At 63.1% G+C, this 20,358-nt stretch carries 20 protein-coding genes and 1 pseudogene; 3 read left to right on the top strand and 18 right to left on the bottom strand.

Annotated features, from left to right (window positions below):
- Both ACH2DW_RS12890 and ACH2DW_RS12885 read right to left on the bottom strand, forming a co-directional pair.
- On the bottom strand, positions 1 to 905 hold a 905-nt coding region (locus ACH2DW_RS12890; RefSeq protein WP_394930152.1), incomplete at its 3' end, for a ChbG/HpnK family deacetylase.
- Between the two features lie 4 nt (positions 906 to 909).
- Positions 910 to 1,305 (bottom strand): nuclear transport factor 2 family protein, encoded by a 396-nt coding sequence (locus tag ACH2DW_RS12885; protein ID WP_394930151.1) that lies wholly within the window; start codon positions 1,303 to 1,305, stop codon positions 910 to 912.
- A gap of 61 nt (positions 1,306 to 1,366) precedes the next feature.
- On the opposite strand from ACH2DW_RS12885, the gene ACH2DW_RS12880 reads away from it, so the two are divergent.
- Positions 1,367 to 2,725, top strand: coding sequence for an amidohydrolase family protein (locus ACH2DW_RS12880; protein ID WP_394930150.1), 1,359 nt, complete (start codon positions 1,367 to 1,369; stop codon positions 2,723 to 2,725).
- Positions 2,726 to 2,752: 27 nt separating this feature from the next.
- Here ACH2DW_RS12880 and ACH2DW_RS12875 read toward each other — a convergent pair whose 3' ends face one another.
- Genes ACH2DW_RS12875 through ACH2DW_RS12865 form a run of 3 tightly spaced genes read right to left on the bottom strand, consistent with a single transcriptional unit; the run spans position 2,753 to position 6,285 of the window.
- Positions 2,753 to 4,141, bottom strand: coding sequence for an amidohydrolase family protein (locus ACH2DW_RS12875; RefSeq protein WP_394930149.1), 1,389 nt, complete (start codon positions 4,139 to 4,141; stop codon positions 2,753 to 2,755).
- Positions 4,138 to 5,235, bottom strand: a complete 1,098-nt coding sequence (locus tag ACH2DW_RS12870) for a methyltransferase (RefSeq protein WP_394930148.1) — start codon at positions 5,233 to 5,235, stop codon at positions 4,138 to 4,140. The genes ACH2DW_RS12875 and ACH2DW_RS12870 overlap by 4 nt, the downstream gene beginning before the upstream one ends.
- A 15-nt stretch (positions 5,236 to 5,250) precedes the next feature.
- Positions 5,251 to 6,285, bottom strand: a complete 1,035-nt coding sequence (locus ACH2DW_RS12865) for a zinc-binding dehydrogenase (protein WP_394930147.1) — start codon at positions 6,283 to 6,285, stop codon at positions 5,251 to 5,253.
- A gap of 139 nt (positions 6,286 to 6,424) precedes the next feature.
- On the opposite strand from ACH2DW_RS12865, the gene ACH2DW_RS12860 reads away from it, so the two are divergent.
- Positions 6,425 to 7,414, top strand: a complete 990-nt coding sequence (locus tag ACH2DW_RS12860; protein WP_394930146.1) for a Rieske 2Fe-2S domain-containing protein — start codon at positions 6,425 to 6,427, stop codon at positions 7,412 to 7,414.
- Positions 7,415 to 7,417: 3 nt separating this feature from the next.
- Here ACH2DW_RS12860 and ACH2DW_RS12855 read toward each other — a convergent pair whose 3' ends face one another.
- Entirely contained in the window at positions 7,418 to 8,623 is a 1,206-nt protein-coding gene (locus ACH2DW_RS12855) for an SRPBCC family protein (protein WP_394930145.1), read from the bottom strand.
- 47 nt (positions 8,624 to 8,670) lie between these two features.
- Here ACH2DW_RS12855 and ACH2DW_RS12850 point away from each other — a divergent pair, with 47 nt between their 5' ends.
- A complete protein-coding gene (locus ACH2DW_RS12850) occupies positions 8,671 to 9,198 on the top strand; it encodes a VOC family protein (protein WP_394930144.1) in 528 nt (175 codons plus the stop codon).
- A gap of 28 nt (positions 9,199 to 9,226) precedes the next feature.
- On the opposite strand, the gene ACH2DW_RS12845 is transcribed toward ACH2DW_RS12850, so the two are convergent.
- From ACH2DW_RS12845 to ACH2DW_RS12790, 12 genes and pseudogenes are all read right to left on the bottom strand, one after another.
- Complete coding sequence (locus ACH2DW_RS12845) at positions 9,227 to 9,952, bottom strand: urease accessory protein UreD (protein WP_394930143.1); 726 nt, start codon at positions 9,950 to 9,952, stop codon at positions 9,227 to 9,229.
- The gene (gene ureG / locus ACH2DW_RS12840; protein ID WP_394930142.1) at positions 9,949 to 10,644 is read right to left on the bottom strand and encodes an urease accessory protein UreG; all 696 of its coding nucleotides are present in this window, start codon (positions 10,642 to 10,644) and stop codon (positions 9,949 to 9,951) included. Before ureG ends, ACH2DW_RS12845 begins: the two co-directional genes overlap by 4 nt.
- 10 nt (positions 10,645 to 10,654) lie before the next feature.
- Positions 10,655 to 11,326 carry an urease accessory protein UreF gene (locus tag ACH2DW_RS12835; protein WP_394930141.1) on the bottom strand — a complete coding sequence of 224 codons (672 nt, stop codon included), beginning with the start codon at positions 11,324 to 11,326 and terminating at the stop codon, positions 10,655 to 10,657.
- Between the two features lie 13 nt (positions 11,327 to 11,339).
- Positions 11,340 to 13,058, bottom strand: coding sequence for an urease subunit alpha (locus tag ACH2DW_RS12830; protein WP_394930140.1), 1,719 nt, complete (start codon positions 13,056 to 13,058; stop codon positions 11,340 to 11,342).
- The gene (locus ACH2DW_RS12825) at positions 13,055 to 13,378 is read right to left on the bottom strand and encodes an urease subunit beta (RefSeq protein ID WP_394930139.1); all 324 of its coding nucleotides are present in this window, start codon (positions 13,376 to 13,378) and stop codon (positions 13,055 to 13,057) included. Before ACH2DW_RS12825 ends, ACH2DW_RS12830 begins: the two co-directional genes overlap by 4 nt.
- Positions 13,375 to 13,686, bottom strand: coding sequence for an urease subunit gamma (locus ACH2DW_RS12820; RefSeq protein WP_394930138.1), 312 nt, complete (start codon positions 13,684 to 13,686; stop codon positions 13,375 to 13,377). The genes ACH2DW_RS12825 and ACH2DW_RS12820 overlap by 4 nt, the downstream gene beginning before the upstream one ends.
- A gap of 20 nt (positions 13,687 to 13,706) precedes the next feature.
- The gene (locus ACH2DW_RS12815; protein WP_394930137.1) at positions 13,707 to 14,765 is read right to left on the bottom strand and encodes an acetamidase/formamidase family protein; all 1,059 of its coding nucleotides are present in this window, start codon (positions 14,763 to 14,765) and stop codon (positions 13,707 to 13,709) included.
- 74 nt (positions 14,766 to 14,839) lie between these two features.
- Positions 14,840 to 15,574: a sulfite exporter TauE/SafE family protein gene (locus ACH2DW_RS12810; protein WP_394930136.1), complete on the bottom strand. Its 735-nt coding sequence runs from the start codon at positions 15,572 to 15,574 to the stop codon at positions 14,840 to 14,842.
- 12 nt (positions 15,575 to 15,586) lie between these two features.
- Positions 15,587 to 16,522 (bottom strand): ABC transporter permease, encoded by a 936-nt coding sequence (locus ACH2DW_RS12805; protein ID WP_394930135.1) that lies wholly within the window; start codon positions 16,520 to 16,522, stop codon positions 15,587 to 15,589.
- A 2-nt stretch (positions 16,523 to 16,524) separates the two neighbouring features.
- Positions 16,525 to 17,634: an ABC transporter permease gene (locus tag ACH2DW_RS12800; protein ID WP_394930134.1), complete on the bottom strand. Its 1,110-nt coding sequence runs from the start codon at positions 17,632 to 17,634 to the stop codon at positions 16,525 to 16,527.
- The gene (locus ACH2DW_RS12795; RefSeq protein WP_394930133.1) at positions 17,631 to 19,226 is read right to left on the bottom strand and encodes an ABC transporter ATP-binding protein; all 1,596 of its coding nucleotides are present in this window, start codon (positions 19,224 to 19,226) and stop codon (positions 17,631 to 17,633) included. The genes ACH2DW_RS12800 and ACH2DW_RS12795 overlap by 4 nt, the downstream gene beginning before the upstream one ends.
- Positions 19,226 to 20,358, bottom strand: a pseudogene (locus ACH2DW_RS12790) (hypothetical protein); the annotation flags it as partial. The pseudogene ACH2DW_RS12790 and the gene ACH2DW_RS12795, both read right to left, overlap by 1 nt.

Here is a 20,358-nt window from a genome sequence, read left to right as displayed (position 1 = left end):
GCTGTCCGATACTCAGCGCGCAATTCTCTCATCGTGGTGAGTTCGAACGGCTGAGCCTCGAGGAAGGCCAGCCACTCATCGGTGCCGAACAGCGCGTGTTCATCGGTCCGGACGTGCCAGGTGTCGGGTTCGATCACCTCGATTTCTCCAGGGCCCGGTGCGTTCGGATGAAACGCGCAGAACACAAGATCGTGGGCCAAAACATCCGACGCGGTCAGCATGGTCTCGTAGGCGGTCGGCTCACCTCGAGGTCGAGAGAAGTCGGTTTCGAGTACCTCGTCGAACACGGGCATCCGCGCCGCCTCCGCCTGGGCGACGAAACGCTCAAAGTCCACATCGGTCACGTCGGCGAGGTGGTTGTTCGGTCCATACATGCTCAACGCCCGGGTGATCAACACCGGGATGTCGTAGTCGATACCGACGTTGATATAGCGATCGCACCACTCGGGTCCGAGTGCCGATCCCATATGCGCATCAAGGTGCGTGACGTCGATTCCGGCGGCAAGAGCAGTGTCGATCTGTGCCCGCCACTCGGTCTCCACCGCTTCGGGATGAGCGTTCGCTCGCGTGTCGGCAACGCGGTGCCACAGGTAACCCTCGGCGTCGACAAGGCCCGATGACGCCCCGACACCGCTGACCGGACGCCAGCGGTAGTGCGCCTTCTCGGCGTTGAGCGTGAGATGAACCCCGACGTCGAGGAGGTCATCGCGCGCGGCAAGATCGGCAATCTCCGGAAACCACGGGCACGGCACCATCACCGAGCCTGCCGTGATACCTCCCTGATGGCTGAGCTCGACGAACGCCGAGTTCGCTCCGTGACACATGCCGACGTCATCGGCGTGAATGACCAGACGAGTCGCGTCACGACGCGCGTGCTGACCCCCGGAACTGGCTCCCTCTGTCACGAGATCACTCCGACGCGGCAGTCTGAGCGAGGAAGATTCCGCTGTCCCACACGTCGGTGCGTTTCGAGATCAATCCGTCTTCGACCGCAAACCACATGACCCCTGGGATGTCGATCGCAGAGCCGGCGAATGTCGCTCTAAAGCAGTAGCGGACGACCACGTCAACGAGCGGCCACCTGGCTTGCTCGACGACCGCCTGCACCTCGTAGCTGCGACCAGCGAAGTCAGCCAAGAATCCCGGCAGCCGACGTCGATACTCGTCTCTTCCGACGCAGCTCGACGCAATGGAACTGAGGTGTTCGTTGTTGAACCCCGGTGCGACGAAACCCGCAATCTCGTCGGGATCTCCACGCACAAACGCGCCGAGGTACTCCTGCACGACACCGGATGCTGTACTCATGTCCGCTGACGATAAGCGTTGCCGCCCGCTTGGACCAGACCGGCCCCAATACTGTGTCCCTATGCACGTCATCCGGGGCACCGTCGTCACGATGAATCCTGGCCGCGAGATCATCACCAACGGCGCGATCGGAATCGACGGCACCACGATCACGCACGTCGACACGTTCGCCGCTGTCCAGTCGCAACTTCCAGGTGCACCGGTCAGCGGGACCGCCACCGATCTGCTGCTCCCCGGATACATCAACGGGCATCAACACCTCACCGGTGACCGGCTGATCCAATCATCGATCCCGGACGACCTGGCACCCGGTGAGGCGATCTTCACGTGGGTCATACCGGTCCATGCCGAACACACCGGCGACGACGACGAACTCTCGGCAACACTGACGCTCGCCGAGTCGTTGTCCAACGGCATCACGACCACGTTCGAAGCCGGCACCGTCGCACACCCGGACCGCATCGCTCGGGCGGCCGAACGCGTCGGTGCCCGACTCACGATCGGCACATGGGGGTGGGACATCGAGCACGGCCCATTCACGGGTTCGGTCGACGAAGTGATCGAACGCCAGACCGCGGCGCTTGACCTGGCCACCGGCCCCCTGGTCTCGAGCTGGGTCAGCCTCGTCGGCCACGACCTCATGTCGGACGAACTTGTCGTCGCCGCAACGACGCTCGCACGCGAGCGGGACGTCGGCATGACGTTCCACCTCTCCCCGAGCACCAGCGATGCCGAGAGCTACCTCGCCCGCACGGGAACACGGCCCGTTGTGCACCTCGACTCACTCGGTGTGCTCGGCCCGCATCTCACCATCGCTCACGCAGTGCACATCGACACCGAGGAGGTCGACCTGCTCGTCGACAGCCGCACATCTGTGGTGTCGTGTCCGTGGGCGTACATTCGGCTCGGGCAAGGACTCTCCCACGAATTTCGACACCTCGACCTGTGGCAACAAGACGGCCGACTCGCACTCGGCTGCGATTCGGAGAACGCCGGCGACATGGTCGACGGCGTACGAGCCGCGGCGCTGTTCGCCGGTTTGGCCAAGGAACGCGACCTCGACCCCACGGTATTCGGCGCCCACGACGCACTCGAGCTCCTCACGATCCGAGGAGCACAAGCACTCGGGATCGCTGATCGCGTCGGGTCGATCGAGGTTGGCAAGCAGGCCGACATTGTTGTGCACGATCGATCCCGCGTGGAATGGATCCCGCCAAGCCCCGACCCGGTCTTGCAGTTGATCTGGGGATCGGACGGACGATCGGTTCGAGATGTCTACGTCGCTGGAACCAAGGTCGTCGCCGACAGCAGACTCACGACCGTCGACGTCGACTCACTCGTCGACGACGCAGTCGCAGCGGGCACTGCGTTACGTCAACGCAGCGGAATCCCCGACGTGTCGCGCTGGCCCCGGCGCTAGTTCAAATACCCACCGGCTGCGTCGACATCAAAGCACCGGCCACTTCGCCTTGTCAGGCAAGCCCGACCGCGCAGTGATCGCCTCGCCTGCCATCTGGCACCGGTTGTAGAACGTCCCCTCGTCAATCGTGGTCATCTGGCCGTTCTCGACAACCTTGACGCCATCGACGAACACCGTGTGCACACCGCGACCGTCAGCAGACCACACCAACTGGTTGGCCACATTGAGCAGCGGACGCCACTCGGGCCGGTCGGTGTCGTGCAACACAATGTCGGCACGTTTACCGACTTCAAGCGAGCCGATTGTGTCCTGCATCTGCATGGTCTTGGCACCACCGAGGGTGGCCATCTCATAGGCCATCTCGGCCGGGAACATCTGTGGATCCTGCCGAGCATCTTTGAACAGTCCGGCAACCAGGTACGTGGCGCGCATCAGATCTGAGTAGTTGGATGCGTTGTTGCCGTCGGTGCCGATGCTGACGTTGATGCCCATCTGCATCATCTCGGGGAACTTGCCGACCTGGGTGACCCCGTAACTGACCTTGAGTGCCGTCGTCGGGCAGTGAGCGACGTTGACACCAAGTTCAGCCATCACGGCGAGCTCTTGGTCGTCGATCTGGACGCAGTGGGTCATCGCCACGTCGTCTCGCAAGATTCCCAACTCAGCGAGGTGGATCATCGGGCGCTGACCGAACTCGGCAACGAAGCCTTCCGGGTCGAGTTTCGCCGGCGACATGTGAAAGCTCATGCCCGTGCCGTGCTCGTCCGCCAGCTCGCGCGCAGCTCGCCAAAGCGGGTCTGATGCGGTGGTGTGACCGACAAGAATCGACCAGGTACCCAGGCGATCGTTCGCGACTGATGCATAGTCGACCAGTTGCTTTTGCATCATGTCGATTGCTGCGTCTGTGTCCTGCTTATAGACGTCTGGCTCGGGCGGCAGGTCCCAGATCCAGTTACCAACGCGACCGCGAATACCCACCTCGACGAGTCCGTCGATCACCTCATCGAGGAACCGGATGGTGCCCGCCTCGAGGAATGTGGTCGTGCCGGACTTCAGCATCTCGACCGCCGCTAGCTGCGCCGAGAGCCGCTCCTCTTCCGCCGTGTACACCGCGTATAGCGGGCACAACCACATGAACACGTTCTCTTCAAACGGCGTGTCGTCGGGAACGTACCCACGCGTCAGTGGTTCTCCCGTGACGTGAATGTGGGTGTTCACCATCCCAGGCGTCACAACGAAACGGTCACCGCCCACCGTGGCGGTCGCGGTGTACAGCGCTTCAAGGTCAGATTGTTTGCCGACGTCGACGATCTCGTTGCCGCGCACCGCCACCGCCCCGTGGCGAATCACGTCGCGGGTCGCGTTCATTGTGACGACGTGACTGCCCACGATGAGGGTGTCGATCTGTTCGGTCATGGTGTTCCTCCGGTGGTGCGCGGTTTCGTGGCGACGAAGCTCTGTTGAAAGCCAATGGGTTCGACGAGGCGAAGCTCGCCAAAGCCAGCGGCTCGGATCCACTCTGAGAATTGCTGATGCGTGAAGCAGAAGCCCTTCTCGGTGCTCGCCATCATGGTCGTTCCCATGATCACGGCGTGTGGGTTGAACTTGCGCTCAATGTCAGTGAAGTAGTCAGCAAGGACCAGCCGACCTTCGGGCTTGAGCGCTTCGAAGGCTCGGGCAATCAAGTGCCGAGCTCCCGCAGCGCCTTCGGTTCGGCAGATGTGTCCGAGCACAACGATGTCGTACGTCGCCGGCTCGATATCGATGGTGTGGAAATCGCCGGGGCGAAACTCGCAACGCTCGGCAACTCCGTGCTCCGCGGTCTTCGCCGATGCAACGTCGATCACGCCCGGCAGGTCATTGACCACCGCCGTACCGTCGGGGCAGCCGTTCAACATTGCGATTGCCCAGGGAGCGCCACCTGCTCCGAGATCAAGGATTTTTGGCGCACGCATTGCCGAGTAGCGGATCTTCAGATCGGCTCGCGTGGCGCACCGGAACATCGTGGTGAAGGTGCCTTCGACCAACGGGACGTAGAAGGCTGCAGCATCGTCTTCGATCGGCGACGCAGGACGACCGTTGCGCACGGTGTCAGCCAATTTCGTCCAGTTTTCGTGCGGTCCGGGTGCCATCGGAATGAGTTCCGCCATCGTCGCCGGCCCATTCGACACGAGGTAGCGCTCAGCAGCATCGTTGAGTTCATAGATGTCGGTGAACTGGTCGAGCAACTCAAGGGCAACCACTCCGTCGAGGAGCGACCGGACGTGATCGACCGGCGCGCCCAGCGCTTCGGCAACAACCTCGACCCGCGAGGGTCCGAGCCGTTGCAGCGTGTCGAACACATCGAGCTCGAGTGCAGCCAGCAGAATGTAGTAGCGCCCAAGCCCCTCGATCGCGGCCCAGACCGGCGCAGCTGGAGGTGGTTTGTAGTCGGTCCATGGTCGGCCCTTGTGGGCCATCGTGTGGGTCTTCTTCAGCTCCGGATACGGGGCATCGCGAGGTTCGGACATGGCTGCTTGTTCGGCCTACGGCCGCAGGATGATCTTGCCGAAGAAGTCGCTCTGCATCATCTTGTCCTGCGCCTCGGCAGCGTCGGCGAGCGCGAACTCCGAGTCGATTGCCACCTCGAAGTCAGCGCTGCAGAACTTGTCCCAGACGGGGCCGAACTCTTCGGGCCGATACGGATCAGACCCGAGGATTCTGATCCCCGAGTGGAACATGTACCCGAGCGACGGAATCGTCGCCTCGTCGCCGGAGGAGTTCCCGCAGTTGACGAGTCGGCCGCGAACACCGAGCCCGAAGAGCGACGGGCCAAAGAGAGCGGTACCCACGTGGTCGAAGACCATGTTGACGCCGGCACCCTGGGTGACCTCCCGGGCGAAGCCGGCCACGTCGGCGGTCCTGTTGTTGGCGACGTGGTCTGCGCCGAGCGCAAGCGCGCGTTCGCATTTTTCGTCGGTCCCAGCAGTGGCGAGCACCGTCGCTCCGGCCTGCTTGGCAAGTTGGATGCCGGCGGTCGATACGCCGGAACCGGCGGCATGGATCATCACGGTCTCGCCGGCCTGGAGTTCGCCGACGTCAAACAGTGCGTGCGCCGCTGTCAGGTACGCGGTGGGGAAGGTTGCGGCGTGCTCGAACGACATCTCATCGGGGATCGCGTACACGTGTGAGGCCGGTGCGAGGCACTTCTCGGCGTAGCCGCCGTCAACCGTGGCGCCGATCACACCAAGATCGCCGTAGAGGTCACCGAGTCCGGCCAACTTCGAGTTGTCGGCGACGCCTGCAAGCGACGGATCGACCACGACCCGGTCCCCGATGGCCACCGCGGTCACGCCTGCACCCACAGCAGACACGGTTCCGGCCACGTCCATCCCGGCGATGTGCGGCAACGTGAAGCCGGGCATCTGAAACCAGCCATTGCGCTGGACGAGATCAAGCCGATTGAGCGACGTGGCAGCCACGTCGACAATCACGTCACCCGCGCCCGGTTCGGGATCTGCGACGTCGGTGTACTGAAACACCTCAGGGCCTCCGACCTCGTTGTACAGCATCGCTTTCATCGGTGATCTCCGTTCGCCGCGCAGGACAGCTCTGTTGCGCCCGTCTGGGCACAACTCTATGGTAAGACCATCAGACCATCACACGCGAAACTGTGCGTGAACAAGGTGTTCATCGTCTCCACGACGAAAGGGTTGCACAATGACGACGAGTGGCGAGCCACTGGACGGTTGCTGGTACGCCGTCGCGACCAGCGATGCAATCGGAAATGACCCGTCTCCCATCGAGGTACGTGAGGTTGCGTACGTCCTGTGGCGGGGCCCCGATGGGGCGCTCATCGCCGCGGCCGATCGGTGTACGCATCGCGAGGCCAAGCTCTCACTCGGCACCGTCACCGACGGCTGCCTCCAATGCCCGTACCACGGCTGGACGTTCGGTGACGCCGGCCGATGCGTCAGCGTTCCGTCGTCCGGCCCGCACGCCGCCATCGCGCCCGCTGCCCATCTGAGTCCATTGTCGGTCGTCGAGCAGTATGGACTCGTCTGGTTCTGCCCAGGTGAACCGACACAATCCATTCCGTACCTCGGGGTCGACGACAACAGCTCGTTCACACGCCTCAACACCTCGATGGAGGTCTGGAACTGCTCGGTGACACGCATGATCGACAACATGCTCGACGTCGCGCACTTTCCGTACACGCACGCCGGAACGTTCGGACGCGAGCAGGAACAAATCGTCCCGAAGTTCACACTCGAGCAACTCGACGACACCTTCTACGGCTATGCCTACTCGGTCACCGTCAACAACGAAGGAGAGGCGAAGTCGATGTCGGGCGGTGGCGACGACATCATCCAACTCGACATGTCGACAGGATTCGCTCTCCCGTTCTCAGTGCGCAGCACCATGTCATACGAGAACGGAATCGAACAGACCCTGTTCATGACCGCCTCCCCCATCAGTGCTCAGCGGAGCTACTTCACCTTCGTGCTGTGGCGCAACGACGACGTATCGGAATCGGGGCAGGACATCGTAGATTTCGAGCAGCAGGTCGCCCGAGAAGACCGCGAGATGCTCGAACGACTCTCCGGCGAACTGTCCCTCGAACGCGGCGCACTGGTTGACGTTCAATCCGACAAGGCGTCGCTCGAGTGGCGGCGCCGCTACAGCGCCATGATCAATCCACCGAGCTGAGCGTCACTCGCCCGCTGCGGCCGCGTAGCGATCGACGAGCCAGGAGTTGAACTGGGCGAGCACACCCTCTTGCCAGGAATAGCGACCGCGGGGCGCGAACCTCGACTGCATGCCGAGCTGCGTGGCCACATTTGTCGGCATGTCCTGTCGGTTGAATGTCGATACACCCGCAATCGCCTCCTCGAGTGTTTCGCCGAAATCGGGCAACTCAACGGTCGACTCAGGAAAGATGTAGGCCATGCTCAGCGCGTGCGTCGTTGGACCGGTGGGATCGACATAGAACCAGAACGCCGAATCTGACTGGAAGCCCATGAGGAGCGAGGGAGCCACCAGGGCGAAGACGATGCGCTGGCGATCTTGCATGGTGATCCCAGGCAGAGGCGGAAAGAGCGCCTGCATGGTCGGGTTGAATCCGCCATCGGGTTCGAGCGTCTCGCTGTAGCCAAACATCGCGCCGTCCCCAGCTGCATAGTCGGCGTACGAGGCACCAGAGGACGGGGCGAAGTCGTGGATGCCATGATGGAGACGGCTCTGGTGGTACATCTCCATGAAGTTCTCAACCATGATCTTCCAGTTGAACGGAACGTCTGGGATCGTGACGGGATCGACGGTCACCAGCGACTCGACGTGGTAGTTCGCCAACACCTCGTCGAGCTTGGCGAGTCGCGGCGCGAGCGGTGCTGCGGCTGAGTCGAAGTTGGTGAAGATGAACCCATTCCAGATCTCGACGGGAAGACTCGGCAACTGCACGTCGGCCATGTCGAAGCCGGTGGTCTTGCTCATCTCCGGCGCGCCGACCAACTGCCCATCGAGGTCATACACCCAGTAGTGGTAGGGGCATCTGAACATGCGGCCGGAGCCAGACTGGAGGTCGGGCGGGTCGAGCATGTCCTCGTCGGACCGGTCAACCGATGCAGTCAGGCACATCGCCCGGTGCTGACATACCGCCGACATGACCCGGATGGATCCGTCGCTCGACCGGGCGACGATGAGTGGCTCGCCTGCACGTGTGACAGACAGGTAGTCACCGACGGTCGGAATCTGTTCTTGACGGCCGACGCACAACCATTCGGATCCGAACACGGCATCCATTTCAAAGCGGTGGAACTCAGCATCGGAATACACCTCTGGCGGCAGGCCAACGGCAGTCTCGAACGTTCCGCTCGACTTGCGGAGAGTTTCCAGCGACATTCCAAGTGGTAAGACCATCAGACCACAGGCTAGTTTGGGGGCTCACATCTGTTCAAGGGGGCACCATGACCTATCCAAACACGCTCGTCTTCGTCGACTTCCCGTCTGATGACGTCAACGCCGCGCGCGCCTTCTACGCCGAGGTCTTCAACTGGGAGATCGAAGACCGCATCGCCGACACCTTTGCTCGGATCGTTCCTGGCCAGAATCAGAAGATCGATGATGGCTCGCAAGGGCCAAGCGGCAACTTCCACATGGGCATCTCGAACTCCGCCGACATGCGCCCACGCCCTCCGAGCGCTCCGCAAGAACCGACCAACCTCAACCCCGGTGGCCGGACTGTGCGACCCTGGATTCTCGTCAGCGACGACGATTCATTCGAGCGCATCCTCGAAGCTGCGGTCCGCCTCGGCGGCACCGAGCTCTGGCGCGATCACTTCTGGACCGAGTTCGGTGGTGCCAACGCGTCATTCATGGACCCGTGGGGCAACCAGGTCATGCTGTGGGCGCACCTCGACGGCGTCGAAGTCGACGAAGAAACCCACGAAGTCATCGGTGACACTCCGCTGCCCGAGGGCTGGACCATCGAGTAGTCCAGAACTCGAACAGATCAAGCGAGCGTCAAACTGGACCACGCCGGAGGTCGGCGACAGCGGAGCGTACGGACGGCCGATCCGCGCCGACCGCGAGGATCACCACAGCGTCAGCCGCAACGGGCAACCACGCGGCACGACAAGTTGGAGACATCGAGACGCGGGACTCACCAGCGTCGACGCCCACCAGAACTTCCGACAGCAGGTGCCGCGCCCCACCGGTGGAGACAACACTTCCGGCGCCAGCAACGTTCGGCCCGAACTCTTCTGCATGGTGGACAAGGGGTCGACCGGCGCGCCTGACGCGCAACACCAATTGCAGTCGCCCCGACGGCTCACCTGAACGGCCGAGCGAGACCTCTTCGACCACTCGGCAGGTCGCTGTTTCGTCAAGATCCACCACCGTGGTGATCGTGTGGTCCGAACCGACGACCGAGACCGTCGGTTCACCAATCCAGTCAAGGTGCGCGTCCATCCCAATCGTGCACTGCATTGACATCGCCGACGGTGCACCTGTGGGCCCGGGCAGCGCGAGAGTCGCCGCAACGGTGCCGATGTCGGCACGTGCACCGGCGAGCACAGCGATGTTCAGTGAAAGTTCGTCCCCGCCAACCGGGGCGGCCGCAGATGCCGCGACCAGGATCCGTTCGCCGCACTGTCGGATACTGAACGGTGGTTCAGAATGCGCCGACCGCAGCGTCGACTTGCGAGTGCCGTCGCCGCCGGCGACGACCATCGAGCCCTGTGCCTTCACGTCGAGCGCGCTGCGATCCGCGCAGTGATCCAACCTGCAACCTCAGCCGCCCCAGACGCGTCGACGAGCGACGTCGAAAAGACCGGCTTGCCGTCGCGGCGCTCCCGCGCATCGCTCAACATCCGGTCGACGTCGGAGCCGACGTACGGCGCAAGGTCAACCTTGTTGATCACCAACAGATCGGCCATCGCGACACCGGGACCACCCTTGCGTGGAACATCATCGCCACCAGCGGTGTCGAGGACGAAGATCTGCACGTCGACAAGGCCCCGACTGAAGATCGCTGTGAGGTTGTCACCACCTGACTCAACAAAGGTGAGATCGACATCGCCGTGGAGCACCTCGAGCTGTTCCACCGCGTCGAGGTTGGCAGCAATGTCATCGCGGATTGCTGTGTGCGGACAGCAGCCGGTCTCGACCGCGACGATGCGTTCCGTTGGCAACACCGCCGCCTCGCGCAGCGCATCGGCGTCTTCAGAAGTGAAGATGTCGTTGGTCACGACAACCAACGACAGTTGGTCACGCAGGAGCGCGCACAGGGCGCCGACGAGCGTGGTCTTGCCCGAGCCGACAGGGCCGCCAATGCCGACGCGCAGCGCTCGCCGCGCCTCCGGATCGGCAGGATTGGGCGAAGCCGAATCGTACGGCACATCGTCGTGTGGGATTTCGTGGGGGATTTCGTGGGGAGGCATCGGTCTCTTTTCAGGCAACGAACAGGCGGGCGTCCCAACGCCCATGGTCTTCAGCAAGGATCTCGGTCAACGAACCACCATTCGCCGGGAGTTCAGCAACCGGCAACAGCGCCAACCACGCCGCATCGTCGGCCCAACGATCGACGTGCTCACCCGCCGCGGCCTGAACTGCGGCGACCGACATCGGATCGAGGCCAAGCAATCGAACCCCGGCCGACGTGACCGCTGCAGAGAGATGATGAAACGACACCAATGCCGCGTCGTGCGCTGTCCCACCGGACGCGGCGACCAGTGCACCGAGCACCACCGGTTGATGCACGGCAACTTTGGACCGCGCGATGGTGTCAATCATTGGCGCGCTCCAGACCGTCGCTCCGGCACGCAGCATCTGTCGCCCGAAGCGCCGGCTTGCGTCGCGCAGCCTGGGCGACAGCACGCGCGACGCGTACTCGGCATCGATCTCGTCGAGCACCCCCTCGGTCGGGTCGACGAGCGCTGCGACATGCGCGCTGAACGCGGCATCGACCATCCCCGTCGTGGCCAGGCGGCCGACGAGGTACCGCTCAAGGGTGGCATCATCGTGCACGTCACCAAGGCGTACCGCAGCCTCGACTCCGGCGGAGTTGGTGTGACCGCCCGCGGGAAACCGGCCATCGACCAACATCATCAACGCCGAGTTCATGAGTGATCGGCCATCAGTACAGGAAGTAGCGCTGCGTCATCGGCAGCGACTCAGCCGGCGACTCGGTCACCAGGTCGCCGTCGATGCGCACCGCAAAGGTGTCAGCGTCGATGTCGATGTCGGGCAGCGCGTCGTTGAGCACCATGTCGGCCTTCCCGACGCGCCTCGTGTCAGCCACGGGCACGAGATCGCGTCGCACGTTCAGCCGATCGGGCAATCCGTCGTCAAGCGCAGCATTCGACACCCAGCCGAGCGACAGGCCGGGCGCAACCCCGGGCGAAGCACCGAACATCGGTCGGGGAAGCTGGGGCTGCGGCGTGGGAATCGATGCATTTGCGTCACCCATCTGCGCCCAGGCAATCATGCCCCCTTTGACCACCACGTGTGGGCGAACCCCAAAGAAGGCCGGGTCGTAGAGCACCAGGTCCGCAAGCTTGCCGACCTCGACCGAACCAACATCGCCGGCCAACCCGTGAGCGACCGCAGGACAAATCGTGTACTTCGACACGTAGCGACGGGCGCGCAAGTTGTCACTCGGACCGTCTGACTCGCCACCGACGGAGAGCGCCCCACGGCGTGCCTTCATGACGTGAGCGGTCTGCCAGGTTCGCAGCACGACCTCACCGATGCGGCCCATCGCCTGACTGTCCGAGCCAATCATCGAAATGGCGCCCATGTCGTGGAGGATGTCTTCGGCAGCGATCGTCGACGGACGAATGCGGCTCTCGGCGAATGCAAGATCCTCGGGCACCGCCGGGTTGAGGTGATGACACACCATCAACATGTCGAGATGCTCAGCCACGGTGTTGACCGTGTGTGGTCGCGTCGGATTGGTCGATGACGGGAGGACGTTCGAATACGAAGCAACCTTCATGATGTCCGGAGCGTGACCACCACCGGCGCCTTCGGTGTGGAACGTATGGATGGATCGCCCCCCGATCGCCGCGAGGGTGCTTTCGACATACCCCGCTTCATTGAGGGTGTCGGTGTGAATCGCGACCTGCACGCCGGACTTGTCGGCAACGGTCAAACAGGCGTCGATCGCAGCGGGCGTGGTGCCCCAGTCTTCGTGCAGCTTGAACGCCGCGGCACCGGATCGCAACTGCTCCCACATCGCTTCGGGATTCACCGTATTTCCCTTGCCCATCAACGCAACGTTGATCGGCCAGTGGTCGAGCGCTTCAAGCATGCGCTCGAGGTACCACGAGCCCGACACCGTGGTGGCTTTGGTGCCTTCGGCAGGTCCGGTGCCGCCGCCGATGATCGTGGTGATGCCTGACGTCAGTGCTTCGTCGAGCAAGGTCGGTGAAATGAGATGAACGTGACAGTCGATCGCGCCAGCGGTCATGATCTTTCCGTTGCCGGACAGAATTTCAGTGGATGGCCCGATCACAAGCGCCGGGTCGATGTCGTCCATCGTGTCCGGATTGCCAGCCTTGCCAATGCCGACGATACGGCCATCCTTGACCCCGACATCTGCCTTCACGATGCCCCAGTGATCGAGGATCACGGCGCCGGTGATGACGAGGTCGGGCGCTCCCTCACGGCGTGTACGCGTGGACTGGCCCATCGACTCACGAATCACCTTGCCGCCGCCGAACACGACCTCGTCGCCGCCTGCGCAGTAGTCCTGCGTGACTTCAATCCACAGGTCGGTGTCGGCGAGTCTGATTCGGTCTCCACTGGTGGGTCCGTACAGATTTCGGTACCGGGAGCGATCGATCCGGCTCATTGAGCAGTCGCTTCATCGAGGGGGCCAGCAGTCTCGCCGCGCAGTCCGGCGACAACGCGCGCGCCGACGAAGGGCACGAGATCGACGTCGGCCGCGACACCTGGCTCAAATCGGATGGCCGTACCCGCCGGCACATCCAAACGCCGACCATGGGCCGCGTCACGATCAAAGGCCAGCGCCGGATTCGCTTCCGCGAAGTGATAGTGCGAGCCGACTTGGATCGGCCGGTCGCCGACGTTCTCGACGCGCAGGGTCAGCACGTGTCGGCCCACGTTGACCTCGACGGGCGTGTCGGGTCCCACGATTTCGCCGGGGATCATCTGCTCGACCCGATCGGGTCGTGCAGCGTGACCAGCTTGGTGCCGTCCGGGAACGTTGCTTCGACCTGGACGTCAGCAATCATCTCGGCGATGCCGTCCATCACGTCATCCCTCGTCAGCACGTGGCGCCCCATCTCCATCAGGTCAACGACCGTGCGCCCATCGCGGGCGGCCTCGAGGACCCAATCGGTCAGGATCGCAATCGCCTCAGGGTGGTTCAGCTGCAGGCCACGGGCCTGGCGAGCGCGAGCAACGTCGGCTGCCACGTGGATCAGCAGTCGCTCTTGTTCATGTGGTGAGAGGTGCATCGTGATCGTTCGCTGTCAGCTCAACGGTCGAGGATCGAGTGAGCGATGCCGGCATGACACCCGACAGTGCCATCGACGACCTGCGTGATGCCGAGGTCGATTGCCACGGAGGCAAGCGAGTAGGCCTCGTCCATCGTGAAGCCGCCCTTGTCGACCATGAGCTTGAGCATCTGCTCGGCAGCCATGGCCATCGCGGTACCGAGGCCGTCGACGCCTTGCTCCGGGTCACCAGAGAATCCGTGGGTGTACCAATGAGTGTCGGTACGCAAGAGCGGTGCGGCGACTGGCAGGTCGTCGGCGAGCGAGAGGCGCAGCGTCACGTCGAGCGATGCTTCGATCGCGGTGCCGCAGATCTCGCCGTCGCCTTGCGCGAAGTGCGGATCACCGACATAGAAGCCGGCACCTTCGTGGAACACCGGGTAGTGGACCGTCGCCCCGGGACCAAAGCGCCAGTTGTCGACGTTGCCACCGAAGACGCCTGGCGGAATGCTGCTCACTCGACCGCCCTCGGGCGCCACCCCCATCACCCCCAGGTGAGGCCGCACCGGTACTTGCACCGGCCGGCTGAACTGCTGGCGGGCGGTCGGATCCGGAGGCGAGATGACTCCTGGAACGTCGTAGAGCTCCAGTGCAGTGAAGTCGAACCCGAACATCGGAGACGCTGAGGTGGGAAATCCGCCGGATGGGTCCAGGTCAACGAGTTCGTAGATGGTGATGCGCTCCTTGCCGAACTGCTCGTGAAAGAGGCCCCAGTTCGCTGCGCAGTTTGAGCCGTACGGCATGCGCGGCGTCATCGACAACAGATCCACGCGGAGCGTGTCGCCCGGCTGGGCACCGCGCACTTCAATCGGGCCGGTCATGATGTGGACACCGGGCGCACGCTGTTCCGGCGCAATGCCATCCCAAATCGCCGTCACGCCTTCGTCCATGAGGAGATCGGGGGCATCGCCCGAGTGGTGGGTGACCGCTTCGATGGTGATGGTGTCACCGGGTTCGACGCTGAGCACTGACGGTTCAGCAGCGTCGAGGTACCCCCAGAAGCACGTGTCCGGCGTCGCTGTCAGTCGAGGAGCGCTCATAGTGGTCTGACCATAAGACCACTCTGTGAACGCTTCGTTTCGACCGGGTCACCATCAGATTTCTGCGGCGAGCGTTACCAGAGGCCGACTAGGCGGCCGGCAAGAAAGAGCGCCGCGCCGACCATGAACACACGCACCAACCGCTCGCCACCGCGCACCGCGAGCTTGGCACCGAACCAACCGCCAGCCAAGAACCCAGCGGCAAGCACCAGGGCGGGAGCCCACACCACGTTGCCTTGGAGAATGAACACCGGAAGGGCAATCACGGTGACGATCAAATTGACCATGACCTTGACGCTGTTGGCGGTCACCAGGTCGAACCCAGCGCGCGTCAGCGCCGCGAGCATCACCAGGCCAACCCCTGCTTGGAATGCGCCGCCGTACATCCCGATACACAGGAAGACTCCAACCGTGACGGGCACCGACCATGGGTCGGCGTCCACGTTCGGCTTCGGCTTGAAAATCGTGAGGATGATGATCGGAACGAGCAGGAACCCGAAGATCGTCTCGAACGTCTCATCGGCGACCTGGCTGATTCCAAACGCGCCGATCATCGAGCCCACCACCGCCGGACCAAGCACCGGCGCAGCGCCTTTCAGCCCATCGACACCCGACCGTCGAAACGAAACAACCGCGGCCCCGCTCGCAGCAAGCACGCCGACGCGGTTCGAGCCGTTTGCCTGGTTGCCAGGCACACCTGCGAGCACGAGCAGGGGCACAGTGAGCGCCGAACCACCACCCGCCATCGTGTTGATGACTCCTGCAGCCAGTCCACCGCCGACCAACAGCAGCGCTTCCCAGAGGGTCATCGAGGCGGTTGGCTACTTCAGTCCGCGAATGAACGGCTGGGCCAGTGCAGCCGGTGCGCGCACGCGATGGGCGAACACTGCCATGCCAACGAGGGTGACAATGAAGGGCAGGGACTGCAACAGTTCGCTGTTCACCTGATAACCCAGCCCCTGCACCGAGAGCCGGAACGACAGAGCTCCGGCAAAGATGACGCAACCAGCAACAGTGCCGCGCAGCGTCCATCCACCAAAAATGACTGCCGCGATTGCGATGAATCCGCGTCCGCCGACCACCGAATCCTCGAACAGGCCGACCTGGCCGAAGATCAGGAACCATCCGCCCATGCCCGAGGTGAATCCGGCGTAGTAGATGCTCTGTCGGCGTCGCTTGTTGACATCGATCCCCGACACGTCGGCAGATTGGGGGTTCTCGCCGACTGACCGCAGCTCGAGGCCCCAGCGGGTCCGGAACAGGGCCCACCACGTCAGGGGCAGCAACACGTACAGGAAATAGAAGGGCCAGCGCTGCCCGAACAAGGCTTGACCGACGATGGGGATGTCGCTGAGCAACGGGATCTCCCATTTGCCCGCAAGCTTGGTCTCGGGCTGAATCTCGTTGTCGAGAAACCCGGCCAAGCCGAACACCAAGATGTTCAGCGTCAAACCAACAACAAACTGATCCGCGCTCAGTCGGTGGCTCATCTCTGCTTGCACACCCGCAACGATGAGTCCGCCGGCCACGCCGGTGAACAGAGCAAGCAACATCGAATCGGTGATGTGATAGCCGATTGCGCTGGTGAACGCTCCGCCCAACAGCATGCCTTCGACCGAGATGTTGAGTGTTCCAGCACGTTCAGCAACCAACTCGCCCGACGCCGCAAAGGCCAAGAACGCGGCGAACAGCGCACCATTGATGTACGTCGATTCGCTGGAAAAGATGTCGATGATTGCCTCAACGAGTCCGGCCATGGCTACGCCCTCTCCCCTGCTGCAGCGCGGGCACGCCCACGGTCACGAAGAAACATCACCGCAGGAGGAACCAGCAACGCAAGCACCAAGAACCCTTGGATGACGTCAGTGATTCGTCCTTCGACCCCGGTCGCGCCGACGAAGCTGGAGCCGGTGCGGAGGCCAGCGAACACGAACGCCACCGGAATCGCGATGAGCGCCTTCTCTCGCGCCACCAGCGCCACGAGCAAACCAGTCCAACCAATGTTTGTGGCGAAACCCGGAACCAATTGGTAGTTGCCGAAGGCGAAGCCGCCACCGGCGAACATCACCGCTCCGGCCAGCCCGGCAAACGCGCCGCTGATCATCAATGCTGAGGCGCCATAGCCGGTTCGAGACACACCCGACCGTTGTGCTGCGCGCTGGTTACGACCAAGCATGCGCAACCGGAAACCCCAGACTGTCCGCGCCAGCAACAGACTGATCACGATCGCGGACAGGATGGCGATGAAGACCGCTAACGGGATCTCGTTGCCGAACACTTCGAGTCTCGGCAGGCGATTGTCTTTCGGCAGCTGTTTGCTGACCTGGTTGCGGTTGCCGCGGTCACCGAGCGGCGCGAGCAGCAGCCACGACTGACTCAATCCATAGGCGACCAGCTGTCCACCGACCGTGACCAGCAGCAACGTGGAGAGCACCTCGGGAACGTCGCGCCAGAACTTCAGCAGCGCTGCCACGCCAGCCCACAGCCCTCCACCGAGAGCGCCAAACAGGACGATCACGACCAGGTTGAACGGACCCGGTCCCCCGATCAGGAAACCGAAGTACGTGCCGAAGGCCGCACCGACCAACAACTGTCCTTCCTGGCCGATGTTGATGAGGCCAGCTTTGCCCGACACGATCGTGCCGACGGCAACGAGCAAGATCGGCGCCGCAGTTCCGAGCGTTTCGCCCCACCGGCCTGGCTTGCGCAGACTGCCATCAAGGAGCGCATTGACCACGGGGCGCCAATCCCCTCCGGTCGCCTCGACGAGCAACGCCGAAAGCACGAGCGCGGCGAGCACGCTGAGGCAGTACAAGCCGATCCACTCGCCGAGCCGTGTTCCTTGCGTTGTCGTCCGCGGCTCGGTCATGCGGCTGCGCCGCCCATGAGCAGGCCGAGTTCTTCGAGGTTGACAGCCGATCGGTCCATCTCGCCGACGATGCGACCGGAGTGCATCACCACAATCCGATGGGACAGATCAAGGATCTCTTCGAGCTCACTGGAGATGAGGAGCACCGCAACACCTGCCTCGGCGGCCGCAGCCAGGCGCTCACCCATGTACTCAATGGCGCCGACGTCGAGACCACGCGTTGGTTGCGCGGCAACGAGCACTTTGGGGTGTTGCGCCAGCTCACGAGCGAGCACGACACGTTGCTGATTGCCGCCCGAAAGCGACCACATCGGAGCATCGGGCCCAGCACACAAGATTCCGAACTGCTCGATCATCTCATTGGCGAACGTCTCCAGCGCGCGCTGGTCGATCACCCCACGGGTCGAAACGTTCGATTGGTCAACGAGGACGAGATTCTCTGCGACGGTCATGTCGAGCACGACGCCGCTGTCGTGGCGGTCTTCCGGAATGACGCCGATGCCAGCCTTTGCCATCGCACCGGAACGACCGTCGGGAATGCGCACGCCGTCAACGGTGACGGATCCACTGTCGAGAGAAATCAGGCTCGAGAGCAAGTCGCCGAGTTCCCGCTGGCCGTTGCCTTCAACACCGGCGACGCCCACGATTTCACCGGCGCGCAGTTCCAGTGACAAATCGTCGAGAGCAAGGATGCCTCCGCCGGCACGAACGGTCGCTCCGCTGATGGCCAGCACCGCGTCGCCCGCAGCTTCTGCATGAGCCTTCTCGTTCACGGTGTCCGCATCGTCGACCACAAGGACCCCGAGGGCGGCGCGTTCGGACCGCAACGACACCTCACGACCCACCATGCCGCGGGCCAGAGTCGGCGCATCGGCATCGACGGACAACATGCGGTCGACAACTCGACCCTGTCTCATGATGGAAATGTCATCGGTGGCATGGAGTACTTCGTCGAGCTTGTGGCTCACGAGCACGACGGCACGTCCCTCATCGGCCACGACCTGACGGAGCGACTCGAAGAGTTGCAACGACTCCTCGGGCGTCAGCACCGAAGTGGGCTCGTCGAAGATCACGATGGTGGGATCGCGTCGCAGGCATTTGATGATCTCGACACGCTGACGCAGACCTGCAGTCAGGTCGCCGACCTGCGCGTCTGGTTCGATGACGAGTCCGTAGTGGTCGGCAATATCGCCGATTCGATTTCGAATCGCTCGCGGATCGAGGCGGCCTGCTTCGCCAAGCGCGACGTTCTCCCACACTGTGAGCGCGTCAACCAGACTGAAGTGCTGGTGCACCATGCCAATGCCCAGCGCCGAAGCATCGAGCGGGCTGTGGATCTGTTGCGGGGTGCCGTCGACGTGAATCGAACCCTCATCGGGCAAAACCAGGCCGATGAGCATCTTCATCAGAGTCGACTTGCCAGCACCGTTCTCACCCAAGATTCCGTGGATACGTCCACGTTGCAGGACGAGATCGACACCGTCACACGCGGTGACGGCACCGAAGCGTTTGGTGATTTGTCGAAGGTCGACCGCGGGTGCGGACCCCGCATGGGGGTCCGCACCAGAGCGGCCAGTAGGACCAGGGTTCATCAGCCGCCGTATGCAGCGCCGGAAATCGCACCGAGGTCCGCGTACAGCGTCTCGTCGAACGATGCGAGCAACCCGAAGGCTTCGTCGACAGCGGCACTCGCCTCAGCCGACGGATCGCACAGCAGCGCGCCGTTGAGTCCGGCCTCGGTCGGGAACTGATACGTCGAACCTTCGCTGAGTTCACCGTCGATGATCAACGTGAGAGCTTGCGAGGCGTAGACGCCGCCATCGAACACGATGGCGCCGGTCCAGGCGATGTCACGTTCACACGCGTCAGCCGGTCCGGCGGCAAAGACTGCCATCTCCTCGTCGAGCGCGAGCTGACCAACCGGGTCGAGCGCACCGCCGAGGTAGGCGTATGCGAGCGTGGCGCCGTTCGCCTTTGCATTCGTCAGCGCGGCCGTGGCGTTCGCCGAGTTGTCGAAGTCAAACTCGAAGTCACCGGTGCCGACGTACTCCATCGTGAAGCTCGGATCGACGGACTGCAGTCCGTACAACGTTGCTTGGTACGCCTCAACTTCGAAGTTGATGTCGCAGCACCCGAGGAACACTGAACTCGTGCTTCCTTGCTCTTGCATGACAGCGCCCATTGCGACTCCACCCGAGTAGTGCACGGCCGCACCCCAGTCTGTGGCCTGCGCCAGCCCGGGAAGCTCCTGGAAGCCTGCGCCACAATTGCAATACCAGAAGATGTCCGGGAACTGCTCGGTGAGATCCGGCAGCGGCTCAGCGATCTCGCTGGCGCCAACCATCAAAATGTCGACACCCTGCTGCGCAAGGTCTGACAACGATTGGGCGGCTTCCGCCGGGCCGATGTTGTCGCTCACAATCGGCGGCGCGAACCCGTTGGCGGCCGAGTACTCCTCGGCGAAATTGACGAGCGACTGGTAGTAGCCGTTGTCATCACGGGGCCCAGCAGCAGCGACACCGATGGTTACAGTGCCGTCGCCATTGGCGTCGAACGCCGCGACGATCTCATCGGTCTCGGGTTCTTCAGCTGGTTCTTCAGCAGGCTCCTCTGCTGGTTCTTCAGCAGGCTCCTCTGCTGGTTCTTCAGCAGGCTCCTCTGCTGGTTCTTCTGCTGGTTCTTCTGCTGGTTCTTCAGCAGGCTCCTCTGCCGCGGCCTCGGTGG

This window comes from uncultured Ilumatobacter sp., assembly GCF_963980585.1.
Lineage (GTDB): Bacteria > Actinomycetota > Acidimicrobiia > Acidimicrobiales > Ilumatobacteraceae > Ilumatobacter_A.
Note: the sequence above shows the minus strand (reverse complement) of the source record. Positions and strands in the feature narration are given on the sequence as shown.